This is a genomic window from Epilithonimonas sp., from assembly GCF_036780765.1.
Classification (GTDB): Bacteria; Bacteroidota; Bacteroidia; order Flavobacteriales; family Weeksellaceae; genus Epilithonimonas.
Window position 1 is genome coordinate 98,684 of sequence record NZ_DAIQCG010000002.1, and the last position, 15,744, is coordinate 114,427.

7 protein-coding genes and 1 CRISPR repeat array are annotated in these 15,744 nt (G+C 35.2%); of the genes, 5 read left to right on the plus strand and 2 right to left on the minus strand.

Annotated features, from left to right (window positions below):
- Positions 1-83: 83 nt before the first annotated feature.
- Positions 84-1,538: an FAD-dependent oxidoreductase gene (locus V7P73_RS03925; RefSeq protein ID WP_333851654.1), complete on the minus strand. Its 1,455-nt coding sequence runs from the start codon at positions 1,536-1,538 to the stop codon at positions 84-86.
- Positions 1,539-1,962: 424 nt separating this feature from the next.
- Complete coding sequence (locus V7P73_RS03930) at positions 1,963-4,086, minus strand: Tex family protein (protein ID WP_333851655.1); 2,124 nt, start codon at positions 4,084-4,086, stop codon at positions 1,963-1,965.
- Positions 4,087-4,513: 427 nt separating this feature from the next.
- Here V7P73_RS03930 and V7P73_RS03935 point away from each other — a divergent pair, with 427 nt between their 5' ends.
- From V7P73_RS03935 to cas2, 5 genes are all read left to right on the plus strand, one after another.
- Positions 4,514-4,783, plus strand: a complete 270-nt coding sequence (locus tag V7P73_RS03935) for a hypothetical protein (RefSeq protein ID WP_333851656.1) — start codon at positions 4,514-4,516, stop codon at positions 4,781-4,783.
- A gap of 331 nt (positions 4,784-5,114) precedes the next feature.
- Complete coding sequence (locus tag V7P73_RS03940) at positions 5,115-5,756, plus strand: DUF6266 family protein (protein WP_333851657.1); 642 nt, start codon at positions 5,115-5,117, stop codon at positions 5,754-5,756.
- Between the two features lie 311 nt (positions 5,757-6,067).
- Positions 6,068-10,348, plus strand: a complete 4,281-nt coding sequence (gene cas9 / locus V7P73_RS03945) for a type II CRISPR RNA-guided endonuclease Cas9 (protein ID WP_333851658.1) — start codon at positions 6,068-6,070, stop codon at positions 10,346-10,348.
- Positions 10,345-11,238 carry a type II CRISPR-associated endonuclease Cas1 gene (cas1, locus tag V7P73_RS03950; RefSeq protein WP_333851659.1) on the plus strand — a complete coding sequence of 298 codons (894 nt, stop codon included), beginning with the start codon at positions 10,345-10,347 and terminating at the stop codon, positions 11,236-11,238. The genes cas9 and cas1 overlap by 4 nt, the downstream gene beginning before the upstream one ends.
- A 51-nt stretch (positions 11,239-11,289) precedes the next feature.
- Positions 11,290-11,628, plus strand: coding sequence for a CRISPR-associated endonuclease Cas2 (gene cas2, locus V7P73_RS03955; protein ID WP_333851660.1), 339 nt, complete (start codon positions 11,290-11,292; stop codon positions 11,626-11,628).
- A gap of 57 nt (positions 11,629-11,685) precedes the next feature.
- A CRISPR array of direct repeats spans positions 11,686-15,736; the repeat unit is 47 nt; unit sequence GTTGTGTTATATCTCAAAGATACTCAAAAATGAAAGCAATTCACAAC.
- The last annotated feature ends 8 nt before the right edge of the window (positions 15,737-15,744 follow it).

A 15,744-nucleotide genomic window follows, 5' to 3' on the forward strand; every position in this document is an offset into this window, starting at 1 on the left:
CGTTTTGCAGATGTCACTTGATTACTGAAAATCAGTCATGCAAAATACCCGAGCATAATCACGCCAATCCACGGGAGAATGGGTTATTCCAAAGAATCTTTCCTTTTCAAAACCTTCCCTCTTGGCTCATTTGCTTCATAGAGCGCTAAGTCCGTGTGAAGAAATTGAGCAGCTGCCGCAGAATCTTCTACTTTTACGGAACTTCTTTCAATCATTTCTGCTTCGAATTGGTTTAACACACTTTCTCGGATACCTTTTGATTTCCAATCAGAATGTGGCGTACATTGTTTTGAAATAAAACGAGCGAGAGATAAAGCATCCAGCAAAGCCTGATTAGCGCCTTGACCTTTGAACGGACTCATCGGATGGGCAGCGTCGCCGATTAATGTGGCTTTTCCTGCGTTTAGTAATAGATCAGGATTCAGTAATTCTCTGTCATAAACTGGATATCCAGAAACTTGACTGGCTAGAGTCGCTTCCATAATCTGCGGAATAGGAGCGTGCCAAGGCGTGCGTTGGATGGCTTCTGCTTTCAGAGCTTCAGCTCCTTTTGAACTCAAAGTTTTGGCATCTTCTTCTGATATTGGGAAACTCAGTTGCCACATTATCGATTCTTTGTTGAAAGGCATCATATAAATCCTTTCATTCCCATTGGCCGTCTGAAAGACCGTTGCCGAATCGAGCAGAGAATGGTCGTTGTTTTCTAAGGCGCTCAAAGGGCAAATTCCTAAAATTACAATACAGCCTAAATATTGCAACGGCGCATTCTCCTCGCCAATCAGGATAGTGCGGACAGCGCTTCGTATGCCATCTGCACCCACAATCAAGTCGGCTTTTTCGGTTTTTGATTCGCCATTGACTTGGAAGTTGAGGTCTAATCCTCCATCTTTGTTTTCATTAAAATCAATGAGCTGATGTCCCCATTGTATTTTACTGGTACCACCTAATTGTTGGATAAAAGTAGAACGCAATGCTTGTCTGGCAATATGGATATTGGTTTTTTTAGGACTGGCTTTTGTGGCGTGTTCCATCCACTTTCGCATTCCCCATTCGGCAACTACAGTTCCATCGGGCGTGTGGACGAGGTGTCTGGTAGAAACTACGCCTTGTTCCAAATTAGAAATCCCGAATCCGTCAATCACTTTGCTGGCTTGTTGAAGAGTGAGACCATAGCCTTGTGAACGCTCATTGAAACTGTTATCCCGCTCGTAAATCGTAAAAGGAATGCCACGATGCAGACACGCTACAGCCAACGCCACGGCACCAATCCCACCACCAATAATGGCAACGTGTGGGAGATTATCGGTATCTGGAACTGGAAATTCATCAGCAGAAATCAACCCTGAGCCTGAGCAAGTAGGACAAATATACAAATGAGCCTCCGGACGAACAGGAACAGTACTTTCCCCATTCGTTTTTTCAAAGTTTTCAAGCTCAGATTGGTAGCGAAGTTTCAAACTTTTCTTGATTCTTCGCTTCTTTTTTCCAATGCCGCCACAGTCTTTACAGATAGTGAAACAAGGTATTTTGATTGACATTATTAAGTTTGTTCTTGCTGACTTAGTACCGTTTTAAGCCCGCGATCAAGTTATTAATTATTTATTAATACTAATAGAGGCGTTCTTCAGCCCCTTTGTAAATGAAAATTTTTCATAGGCTTCAGTCTAAACTTCTGAAAGCTTTGGCTAAAGCCATTAAGTTACTTCTATAAATCATCGGACTAAAGTCCGACGCAATTAATACTAATTCAAAAAGAGATAAAAAAATATTTAAGCATCAAAAGTTACAAAAGGAAAGCTATAAATAAAACAATACGAAAGAAAAAAATATAAGAATACTTAACGCATTTTATCTTTTTTAAATTGGTGAAAAGTTCAAATTAGACTACAACTTTTGTGACTTTTGGGGTTACAAAATTAATTTGAAATAATATTTAATTTCAAATTTTATTGGATATGCTTATTATAAAATCATCGTCAACTGAATCCTTTTCCTTGCCTCATCCACCTCCGTGATTTTAACTTGCACGTGCTGATGAAGCTTCACTACCTCATTCACATCTGAGACAAAACCATCCTTCAGCTGGGAAATATGAACCAATCCGCTTTCCTTGATTCCCAAATCTACGAAACAGCCAAACGCAGTGATGTTATTCACTATCCCTGGAAGGATCATCCCAGGTCTTACATCTTTGATAGATTTTACATTAGGATCAAACTCAAAAACCTTGGCTGCTTTTCTTGGATCCAATCCTGGTTTTTCCAATTCTTTCAGAATATCTCTGATGCCGAGAATCCCAATATCAGCCGTTACATATTGTTCAGGATGGACAGAAGCTATTTTTTCTTTATTTGAAATCAAATCTTCAGTTTTCAAGCCAAGATCTTTCGCCATTTTTTCTACAATTTTGTAAGCTTCGGGATGCACTGCAGAATTGTCCAAAGGATTTTTTGCATTTTTGATTCTTACAAAAGCGGCTGCCTGCTGATAGGCTTTTTCGCCTAATCTTGGAACTTTTTTAAGCTCTTTTCTTTCGGTAAATGCACCATTTTCCGTTCGGTAATTCACGATGTTTTCTGCCATTTTTTCTCCGATTCCCGAGACGTAACTCAATAAAGATTTACTTGCTGTGTTGAGGTTAATCCCTACGGAATTGACCGAGCGGATGACGGTGTTGTCCAGTTCTTCTTTCAGTTTGGTTGGATCCACATCGTGTTGATACTGTCCCACACCAATAGATTTAGGATCTATTTTCACCAATTCTGCCAAGGGGTCAGATAATCTTCTTCCGATGGAAACAGCACCACGAACGGTTACATCATAATTTGGGAACTCGTCTCTCGCAATTTTGCTGGCAGAGTAAACCGATGCACCGGCTTCTGAAACCACAAAAACCTGAATTGGTTTGTCGAATGTTATTTTCTTGATGAAGAATTCGGTTTCACGGCTGGCGGTACCATTGCCGATAGAAATCGCTTCTATGTTGTAAGCATTCACCATCGATCGTATTTTTTTCATTGCCATTCCGCTTTCGTTTTGCGGTGCGTGTGGGTAGATGTTTTCGTTATGAAGCAGGTCTCCTTTTTCATCCAGACACACGACCTTGCAACCACTTCTGTAGCCAGGGTCTATTGCCAAAATCCTTTTCTCTCCCAAAGGCGAAGCAAGAAGCAACTGCTGCAGGTTCTCTGCAAAAACATCAATCGCCTTGATATCCGCTTTTTCTTTGGCGTCTTGCAAAGCTTCGTTGGACAAAGCAGGTTCCAGCAATCGTTTATAAGAATCAGCGATCGCTAATTCGATTTGTTTTGTAGAGGAGTTGTTACTTTTGATAATTGCATTTTTGATGAGGTCAAGCGCTTCATTTTTATCCATATCAATGGAAGTTTTCACAAAACCCTCGTTCTCTGCGCGGAGCATCGCCAGAAGTCTGTGAGAAGGCGTGCGGTGCAAAGGCTCTTCCCACTCAAAATATTGACTGAATTTTTGTGCGCCCTCTGTCTCTTTTTTTGTTTTCACTACTTTGGACGAGATCAATGCTTTTCTTTGAAACAGGCGTCTCAAGTTTTTTCGAACGTACAGATTTTCATTAATCCATTCTGCAATAATGTCTCTTGCGCCTTTCAGAGCTTCCTCTTCATCAGCAACATCTTGGTTGATGTATTTTGAGGCCAAAAACTCGATATCATCAGACCGCTGGCTCATAATGATTTTAGCCAAAGGCTCTAAACCTTTTTCTCTTGCAGTATCGGCTTTGGTTTTCTTTCGTTTTTTATAGGGTAAATAAAAATCTTCCAACTCCTGCAAATCAAAGCTCTGCTCAATTTTTTGTTTTAATTCTGATGACAAAGCATTTTGTTCCGCTATAGATTTCAGGATACTTTCCTTGAGCTTGGTAAGATCCTCAAACTGTTTGTAGAGCTTGGAGATATTCTCTATCGCTACCTCATCCAGATTGCCGGTTTTGTCTTTTCGGTATCGGGAGATGAAGGGGATAGTACAATCCTCTGCCAACAGCTGAAGTGTACTTTCTATATTTTTGAATGGAATATTAAGTTGTTTCTGGATAAATTCTGAAGCCGTCATTACACTATTTTGAACAGCGAAAATAGTGTTTTTGGAATAAAATAGAAGTCTATAACAGCGGGATTATGAGCAAAAACAAAATCAACAGAATAATCTCTTTTTTTTGACAAAATGATAACAAGAATGGTCACATGTGTTTTAATTTGTCTTTCCTCTACAACGCAAAAAATAACATCTAAGACTGGGTAGCGACCACCAATAACTCTGAACCAAATGCCCCTATCAATAAAAGTGATATCATAGCAGATTATCTTCATCAAATTTAAAATGATCTCTAATATCTTTTTGAAGTAGATATGCTAAATCAGAAAATAGCAACCATATTATAATATGTTCTAATTGTTTGTAACCTGCTGTTTTTTTGACGTTTATTTTTTTGTGGATTGTTTTTTTATTGGTAATTTATGGTTGTTTAAAAACATATATTATGAAAAAAAATAACAATCCTCCAATGGAAGAGTTGCTAACAGCTATCGTGGTCTATCAGCAAGAAACAATCCAAATGCTGCAAGCCATTTTGCTGGCTATTACACCTCCTGAAGTACTCGTTCGCAAAGACTCGGCAGAAACCAAAAAAGAACTTAATGTAAGTGACAGCACCCTATACCGCTGGCGAATCCAAGGTTATATAAAATTTGAGAAAATCAAGGGTAAGATCTATTATTTCATCAATACGTTGCGCAAAAAAGACAAGTAATCCAAAAGCAATCTTTGCAAAAAATTTGTAATCTACTATGAAATAAAAGTACTACAAAACCGAAAAATGAATAAGATCCGGTGGCTTAAAATAATTAGAGTCACCGGATTTTCTTTTGGTCTTCTTCGGGTCTTGTTCGGATCGGCTTCGGAAAAAACATCTTTTTTCCGAAGAAGACCCGAAGAAAGGTGGTAGATGATCCGAAGAAAGGAAAAGGCATTCGGTCATTTCCAGTCAAATCAAGTCAGTTTCGGTCAAAACCAGTCAGGGGTGTACAAGCTATGCTTTTGTATAATAACTTCGTTTTACCAATCAATTAAAACTATTAGATATGGCAACATTTAACAAAGGAATCCTAGGAGGATTCTCCGGAAAATTAGGAACTGTAGTAGGCGCTAACTGGCGTGGCAAAGACATCATGCGAAGTCTGCCCAAACCATCAAAAAAAGAACCTACCGAGAAGCAACTGCTCCAACAGGCAAAGTTTAAACTGGCGATAAGTTTTCTGCAACCGCTAAAACCAATCCAGTCTCAATACTTTGGGTCGGGTAGTGGGGTGAAGTCCAGAGTAAATCTTGCAACATCCTACACCATCAATGAAGCGATGCAAGTAGTAGCAGATGTTCCGGAACTGGTTTACAACAAAGTGCTAATCACTAAAGGTGAACTGACAGGTTTCCAAAATGCTGTGCTTACAACGCAGGTGGGTGGAGTCTTAAGTCTGGAATGGGAAGACAACAGCACTCAAGGTAATGCGTCTGCAACAGATCAGGTAAATCTGGTCTGCTACTGCAAGGAGCTGAAGATTTTTGAAATCTTTGAAGGCATCGTGATGCGTTCTGACCTGATGCTGGATGTCAGGCTCCCAAACTACTGCATTGGGAAAGCTGTGGATGTCTATGCTTACCTCAACAATGTAAGGCAAACGACCGCGAGCAACAGTATCTATCTGGGCGAGCAGATGGTAATCTAAATGAAGGAATCCACTTGAAAGAGTGGATTTTTTTGTTTTAGTATAGTGATATAAAAAAAAGTGAGTTGTCCCACCTTGAATGTTTTGTTCTTCCCTGTCTATTGTTTTAAAAGGAATCCACGAAACATTTAAAATAAAAAATGCCCCACAGGTAGGCGAGGCGCTAAATGTTTTCACAACGGAATAATCCTTATTGTGAATTGCTTTCATTTACAAATGTAGAAATAATATTTTTAATACATTTATTCTTTTCCGTATTTGTATGAAAAAATTTCTTTTTAATTTTAAGAAATTTCAAAAAACTGATAGTTATGAGTAAACATATACTTGGATTAGACTTAGGAACGAACTCGATTGGATGGGCACTGATTAATCAAGATTTCGATAAGAAAGAAGGAAAGATTCTTGGGATGGGAAGTAGAATTATTCCAATGTCCCAGGATATTCTTGGGGAATTTGGAAAAGGTAATTCAGTTTCCCAAACAGCTTCCCGTACGGGATATCGAGGTGTACGAAGATTACGGGAAAGATTTTTACTGAGAAGGGAAAGACTTCACAGGATTTTGAATCTTTTGAAATTTTTACCTGAGCATTTTGCCTCTCAGATAGATTTTGAGAAGCGGTTTGGTAAATTTAAAGAAGAAACCGAGCCTAAATTAGTTTATGACAAAAACGAATTTATTTTCAAAAAATCTTTTGAAGAAATGCTTTCTGATTTTCAGAAACATCAACCTAAGCTTTTAGAAAATGATAAAAAAGTTCCTTATGATTGGACAATCTATTATTTACGTAACAAAGCTTTAACTCAAAAAATTGAAAAAGAAGAATTAGCTTGGATACTTTTAAATTTTAATCAGAAACGTGGGTATTATCAATTGCGCGGAGAAGATTTTGAAGAAGAAAAAGATAAAACCTTTGTACGTCTAAAAGTTGAAAGGATAGTTGATTCTGGAGATAATATTAAGGGCAAAATATTATATGATGTGTATTTTGATAATGGTTGGAAATACGATAAACAAATTGTAAAAACTGAAGATTGGGTAGAACGTGTAAAAGAATTTATTGTTACTGAATCATTCTTGAAAAACGGAGATATAAAAAGAACTTTTAAAGCAGTTGATTCTGAAAAAGATTGGATTGCTATTAAGACTAAAACAGAGCAGGAAATTGATAATTCAGATAAAACCGTAGGAACTTACATTTATAATGCACTCCTTCAAAATCCAAAGCAAAAAATCAATGGAAAATTAGTTCGCACTATTGAGCGAAAATTTTATAAAGAAGAACTTAAAAAGATTTTAGAAACGCAACAATCCTTTCATCCGGAACTGAAAAATGATAATTTGTATAACGATTGCGTTCGTGAGTTATATCGAAATAATGAAGCACATCAATTGACATTAAGCAAAAAAGATTTTGTACATCTATTTTTAGAAGATATTATCTTTTACCAAAGACCTTTGAGAAGTCAAAAGTCGTCTATCTCTAATTGCACACTAGAATTTAAAAAATATGTAGATAAAGATGGCGTAGAGCATACGCAATATCTTAAGGCGATTCCGAAGTCAAATCCTTATTATCAAGAATTTCGCATCTGGCAGTGGATTTACAATCTTAATATTTACAGAAAAGATGATGACGAAAATGTAACTAAAGAATTTCTTAATTCTTATGAGGATTTAGAAAATCTATTTAAGTTTTTGGATGAGCGAAAAGAAGTAGATCAAAAAGCATTGCTGAAATGCCTTTTAGAACAGAAAGACTTTAAAGGAAAATTGTTAACAGCAGAGATTGAAAAATACCGTTGGAATTATGTAGAAAGTAAACCATATCCTTGTAACGAAACCAAAACAATGATTTCATCAAGATTAGATAAAGTTAAAAATATTGCTGATGATTTTTTTACGAGAGAAATTGAGCAGAAGATTTGGCATATCATCTATTCCGTTAATGATAAAGTGGAGTATGAAAAGGCATTAAAATCTTTTGCAAACAAAAATAATTTGGATAAAGTTTCTTTCTTTGAAGCATTTAAAAAATTTCCGCCTTTTAAAAGTGAATATGGTTCTTTCTCCGAAAAAGCGATTAAGAAACTGTTGCCTTTGATGCGAGTAGGAAAGTATTGGAGTTATGATAATATTGATGAACATTCAAAAGCAAGAATTGACAAAATTATTACCGGAGAATATGATGAAAACATCAAAGATAAGGTAAGAGAAAAAGCAATTAATCTGACAACTGAAAATCATTTTCAAGGATTGCAATTGTGGTTGGCTCAATATATAGTGTATGGCAGACATTCTGAAGCATCATTAATTGGGAAATGGAATTCTGCAGATGATTTGGAAGAATTTTTAAAAGAGTTTAAGCAACATTCGCTTCGCAACCCGATCGTAGAGCAAATTATTACGGAAACGCTCCGTGTTGTAAAAGATATTTGGGTGAAATATGGCAATGGCGTAAAAGATTTCTTTGATGAAATTCATATCGAATTAGGAAGAGAAATGAAACAGACAAAAGATGAAAGATTAGATGCAACAAAAAGAATTACAGAAAACGAAAATACCAATCTCCGCATCAAAGCCTTATTGGCTGAAATGGTGAATGACAGTTCGGTGGAAAATGTTCGTCCGTTTTCTCCGATGCAACAGGAAATTTTAAAGATTTATGAAGATGGAATTCTGAAATCAGATATTGATATTGAGGATGATATTTTGAAAATCAGTAAAACAGCACAGCCATCACCTTCAGATTTGAAAAGATATAAACTTTGGTTGGAGCAAAAATATAAATCGCCATACACAGGACAGATTATTCCGTTAAATAAATTGTTTACACCGGAATACGAGATTGAGCATATTATTCCACAAAGCCGATATTTCGATGACAGTTTTAGTAATAAGATTATTTGCGAATCTGCGGTTAATAAACTAAAGGATAACTACATTGGTTTAGGTTTCATCAAGCAATTCCACGGTTATAAAGTATCAGATAAAGTTAAAATATTTGAAGTCGAGGAATATGAAGATTTTGTTAAAAAACATTATGCGAATAACAGAGGGAAAAGAACTAAACTTCTTTTGGAAGAGATTCCTGAGAAGATGATTGAGCGCCAGTTGAATGATACCCGCCACATCAGCAAGTATATTTCGGGTGTGCTTTCCAATATTGTTCGTGTAGAAGATGGTAGCGATGAAGGAGTAAATTCTAAAAACATTGTTCCAGGAAATGGAAGAATTACTACTCAATTAAAACAGGATTGGGGACTGAATGATGTTTGGAATGAATTGATTTTACCACGATTTGAAAGAATGAATCAGTTGACAAATTCAACAGATTTCACTGTCTGGAATGAAAATCATCAAAAGTTTCTTCCGACAGTTCCGATTGAGTTCTCTAAAGGATTTTCAAAGAAAAGAATTGACCATCGTCATCACGCTTTGGATGCCCTGGTAATTGCTTGTGCGACGAAAGACCACGTAAATTTACTCAACAATCAATCTGCAAAATCGGATACGAAACGCTATGATTTGAAAAGGAAATTGATGAAGTTTGAAAAAGCAGTTTATAACCATCCGCAAACCGGTGATAGAATTGAAAGAGATGTACCGAAGCAATTTCTAAAACCTTGGGATAATTTTACGGTTGAAGCTAAAAATAATTTAGAAACCATTATTGTAAGCTTTAAACAAAACCTACGTGTCATCAATAAAGCCACCAATTATTATGAAAAATGGGTAGGAAAGGATGGCATGAAAACAAAAGAAAGAGTAGAGCAGAAGGGTGTTAATTGGGCGATTAGAAAGCCGATGCATAAAGAAACCGTTTCCGGAAAGGTGGATTTGCCGAGAATAAAAGTTCCGAAAGGTAAAATCTTAACAGCTACAAGGAAGAGTTTAGATACATCTTTTGATTTGAAAACGATTAACTCTATTACAGATACAGGAATTCAGAAAATACTTAAAAATTATCTGGAATTTAAAGGCAATCCAGAGCTGGCATTTTCGCCAGAAGGAATTGAAGATTTGAATAATAATATTGAAAAATATAACGACGGTAAAGCGCATCAGCCCATTAATAAAGTCAGAATATATGAATTAGGAAGTAAATTTCAAGTTGGACAAATTGGAAATAAGAAAAATAAATATGTAGAATCGGCAAAAGGAACTAATTTGTTTTTTGCTGTCTACGAAGATGAAAAAGGTAAAAGAAGTTATGAAACAATTCCTTTAAATATTGTTGTCGAAAGACAAAAACAAGGATTGTCTGTTGTAGATTTAAAAGGAGTAAATGATTTCTATTTGTCTCCAAATGATTTAGTTTATATTCCTTCTGGAGATGAGAGTGAAAATGTAAATAATATCGATTTTGAAAATTTTTCGAAAGCAAAAATTGGAAATATTTATAAAGTGGTAAGCTTCAGTGGTAATCAATTGTTTTTAGTAAGGCAAGATATTGCTACTTCAGTAGTTAACAAAGCTGAATTTTCTACATTAAATAAGATGGAACGAGCAATTGATGGTTCTATGATTAAAGAAAGTTGTATTAAATTAAAAGTTGATAGGCTCGGAAAAATATCTAAAAACCTATGATAACCCGCTCCATCTACATTGGCAACCCTGCCTATCTCAAACTAAAAGATGAGCAGATGTACATTATGGAACCCTTTACCAACGAGATGAAAGGGAAAGTTCCTGTGGAAGATTTGGGATTATTGATGTTGGACCATTTTCAAATCACAGTTTCACATCAATTGATACAAAAAATGATGGGAAATAATGTGGTGGTTGTGAGCTGTGATGCCCATCATATGCCACACGGGATTATGTTGCCACTGTATGGACATACAGAACATTCGGATCGGGTAAAAGACCAACTGGAAGCCAGTGAGCCTCTTAAAAAACAACTATGGAAACAAACCATCGAGTGCAAAATTGAGAATCAAAAAGAGGTTTTGGTCAAATTAGGGAATTACTATGAACCAATGTTGGAGTATCAAAAGAATGTGAAATCGGGTGATATTACCAATATGCAGGGCATCGCAGCGCAACATTATTGGAAATATCTCATCAGCTTAGATTTTCTGAGACAACGTTTTGGAGATTCGCCGAATCAGTTTTTCAACTTTGGCTATGCAGTTCTCAGAAGTATTGTTGCAAGAGCGATTGTGGAAACTGGTCTGCTTCCAGTACTGGGTATTTTTCATAAAAATAAATACAACCCCTACTGTCTTGCAGATGATTTGATGGAGCCTTACCGCCCGTTCGTGGATTTATTGGTAATGCAATGGCTGAAAGCGTATCCAGAGATTGAGGAATTGACAAAAGAATTCAAAGCGCATATTCTTCAAATCGCAACCAAGGATGTGAGGATTGATGATAAAACAAGGCCATTGTTGGTGGCTGTGAAAACAACAGCTTCTTCGCTTTACAAATGCTACACGGGAGAAAAACGAATGATTTCTTATCCTGAATTGACTTAAGAAAATGGATTAATTTTATTACTTTCTACATTGTATATAATACAGCAATAAATGGATGCTGAAAGGTTTAACGCTTATCGAATTATGTGGGTTCTAGTATTATACGACTTGCCGACGGAGACCAAAGCCAATATGAAAGATGCAAATCGTTTTCGTAAAAGCTTGATCGATGATGGTTTTACCTTGTTTCAGTTTTCGATGTATGTGCGCCATTGTCCGAGTCGGGAAAATGCTGAGGTACATATCAAAAGAGTGAAGTTTATGTTGCCAAAAGCGGGTAAGGTTGCTATAATGTGCATCACAGATAAGCAATTTGGTGACATCGAAATCTTCTTCGCTAGAAATAAAGAAGAACCGCCACCGACTTTCCAACAACTCGAATTGTTCTAATTTTTGAATGCTAAATAAACAAAAAATCCACTGATATACAGTGGATTAACTTTTGAGGTTGTGTTATATCTCAAAGATACTCAAAAATGAAAGCAATTCACAACGAGGGCAAGAAAGGAGAATTTTTTCGCGCTGTTGTGTTATATCTCAAAGATACTCAAAAATGAAAGCAATTCACAACGGATTTTTGATTGACTTTTTTTAACTGAACGTTGTGTTATATCTCAAAGATACTCAAAAATGAAAGCAATTCACAACACTTTGATCTTCCAGACCCGGGTGATCTCTGTTGTGTTATATCTCAAAGATACTCAAAAATGAAAGCAATTCACAACATTCTTGCTTTGTCATAGTTTAAACGTTTTGTTGTGTTATATCTCAAAGATACTCAAAAATGAAAGCAATTCACAACGGAACAACGAATCAAAGAACTTCGGAAAATGTTGTGTTATATCTCAAAGATACTCAAAAATGAAAGCAATTCACAACATAAAGTGAAACACAATAATATCCATTATTGTTGTGTTATATCTCAAAGATACTCAAAAATGAAAGCAATTCACAACAGTAGTCCGAATCGTTCGGAAAGTGCTCATGTTGTGTTATATCTCAAAGATACTCAAAAATGAAAGCAATTCACAACACTGGCGAAATAGAGAAATTTGATACTACAGTTGTGTTATATCTCAAAGATACTCAAAAATGAAAGCAATTCACAACAGGACTTCGAAACTGTATTCAATAAGTGGGGTTGTGTTATATCTCAAAGATACTCAAAAATGAAAGCAATTCACAACATTATAGGTAAAAATATCAATCCCAACTCAGTTGTGTTATATCTCAAAGATACTCAAAAATGAAAGCAATTCACAACTTGAAAATCACATCATAAAACTTGCAGAACGTTGTGTTATATCTCAAAGATACTCAAAAATGAAAGCAATTCACAACACTTAGATCATATTATTCCAATTTCTTTCGGTTGTGTTATATCTCAAAGATACTCAAAAATGAAAGCAATTCACAACATGGAGCGTTTCCAAAAAATATAGGGTTATGTTGTGTTATATCTCAAAGATACTCAAAAATGAAAGCAATTCACAACTGATAAGCTTTTTGAAAGTACCAAGAAAACGTTGTGTTATATCTCAAAGATACTCAAAAATGAAAGCAATTCACAACTATATTTGGTAAATATATGGATGATAGTATGTTGTGTTATATCTCAAAGATACTCAAAAATGAAAGCAATTCACAACTTACAGACTGACGAATTTTATAGGACAAAAGTTGTGTTATATCTCAAAGATACTCAAAAATGAAAGCAATTCACAACTAGGAAGTCCTTCAAATAACGGAGTAATTAGTTGTGTTATATCTCAAAGATACTCAAAAATGAAAGCAATTCACAACAAAACGATAATGGAGTAAAGAAATCACTAAGTTGTGTTATATCTCAAAGATACTCAAAAATGAAAGCAATTCACAACACCCGCTGACAGTAATTTTTTAAAACTATCGTTGTGTTATATCTCAAAGATACTCAAAAATGAAAGCAATTCACAACTGTTATCAATACCATTTTAATAATAATCGGGTTGTGTTATATCTCAAAGATACTCAAAAATGAAAGCAATTCACAACCAGATGTACTTCTTGAATTTCCGCTTGCATGTTGTGTTATATCTCAAAGATACTCAAAAATGAAAGCAATTCACAACGATTTACCTTTATAAGATTTGTTTTATAAGGTTGTGTTATATCTCAAAGATACTCAAAAATGAAAGCAATTCACAACTGACTACTTCCATATCCCATTTTGTAATCTGTTGTGTTATATCTCAAAGATACTCAAAAATGAAAGCAATTCACAACTGTTATCAATACCATTTTAATAATAATCGGGTTGTGTTATATCTCAAAGATACTCAAAAATGAAAGCAATTCACAACGAATCGTGCAATACTCCGAAAATGAATATGGTTGTGTTATATCTCAAAGATACTCAAAAATGAAAGCAATTCACAACTTTATAAGCATCAAAAAACAATGGGTATATGTTGTGTTATATCTCAAAGATACTCAAAAATGAAAGCAATTCACAACAGCATCAGGAATCATTTTATTAAGCGTATCGTTGTGTTATATCTCAAAGATACTCAAAAATGAAAGCAATTCACAACAAGCAAACTGATTTCCTTTTGGTGCTGACAGTTGTGTTATATCTCAAAGATACTCAAAAATGAAAGCAATTCACAACAGAAATAGCAAATCAGCATAAAACTGAATTGTTGTGTTATATCTCAAAGATACTCAAAAATGAAAGCAATTCACAACTAGTCCGTTAAATTCAAATTCAGCTATAACGTTGTGTTATATCTCAAAGATACTCAAAAATGAAAGCAATTCACAACAAAAAGGCTGCTTTGCCAATATCCATAAATGTTGTGTTATATCTCAAAGATACTCAAAAATGAAAGCAATTCACAACGGAAATCCTAGAAGCTATCCAAACGGGTAAGTTGTGTTATATCTCAAAGATACTCAAAAATGAAAGCAATTCACAACAGTGATTTAAGTTTAAACATTTATAGTTTTGTTGTGTTATATCTCAAAGATACTCAAAAATGAAAGCAATTCACAACATGTTGGATTTGCTCTGTTACAGAAAACAGGTTGTGTTATATCTCAAAGATACTCAAAAATGAAAGCAATTCACAACAGAGCATCTGATGGGACACTTGCGCCTTTAGTTGTGTTATATCTCAAAGATACTCAAAAATGAAAGCAATTCACAACTAGAAGTTCTTTCTGAACCAAAAACGATTCGTTGTGTTATATCTCAAAGATACTCAAAAATGAAAGCAATTCACAACTCCTCGCTGTACCACTCCTGCGGGTTTACCGTTGTGTTATATCTCAAAGATACTCAAAAATGAAAGCAATTCACAACGTTGAGAAAGTTGCTGCAATGCATATGACTGTTGTGTTATATCTCAAAGATACTCAAAAATGAAAGCAATTCACAACGCACCGTCTTTGGAATCGAACTCCCGCAGGGTTGTGTTATATCTCAAAGATACTCAAAAATGAAAGCAATTCACAACGACAAGAAATTTATCTTAAAATCTCTTTAAGTTGTGTTATATCTCAAAGATACTCAAAAATGAAAGCAATTCACAACTGACATCCTCGAAGCTATTCAAACGGGTAAGTTGTGTTATATCTCAAAGATACTCAAAAATGAAAGCAATTCACAACACGCCCTGATTGTTGAATTTCCTGTACTGCGTTGTGTTATATCTCAAAGATACTCAAAAATGAAAGCAATTCACAACATCGGCATTGTTCTCTGTTCACTAAGATACGTTGTGTTATATCTCAAAGATACTCAAAAATGAAAGCAATTCACAACAAGGATTTTAATGTCTAAGGCGTACTTTTCGTTGTGTTATATCTCAAAGATACTCAAAAATGAAAGCAATTCACAACAGGGATTATCAAATATTATTACAACCCGAAGTTGTGTTATATCTCAAAGATACTCAAAAATGAAAGCAATTCACAACAGGCAATAAAACAGATAACTATGCAAAAAAGTTGTGTTATATCTCAAAGATACTCAAAAATGAAAGCAATTCACAACAGGAACTAAAGGGAACCTACACTTCAAAGAGTTGTGTTATATCTCAAAGATACTCAAAAATGAAAGCAATTCACAACGGTAAAAAAATAGCTTCTGATAATCATTATGTTGTGTTATATCTCAAAGATACTCAAAAATGAAAGCAATTCACAACAATCTCATCCACCAAAACAATATTGCCCTTGTTGTGTTATATCTCAAAGATACTCAAAAATGAAAGCAATTCACAACGTCAATGTCTTCACGGTCGAGTTACGCCCGGTTGTGTTATATCTCAAAGATACTCAAAAATGAAAGCAATTCACAACAGGGTGACCAAATTAACCCATTAGCAGGATGTTGTGTTATATCTCAAAGATACTCAAAAATGAAAGCAATTCACAACCCACGCCCCCAACAGAATCACAGTTAACAAGTTGTGTTATATCTCAAAGATACTCAAAAATGAAAGCAATTCACAACAGGGTGAC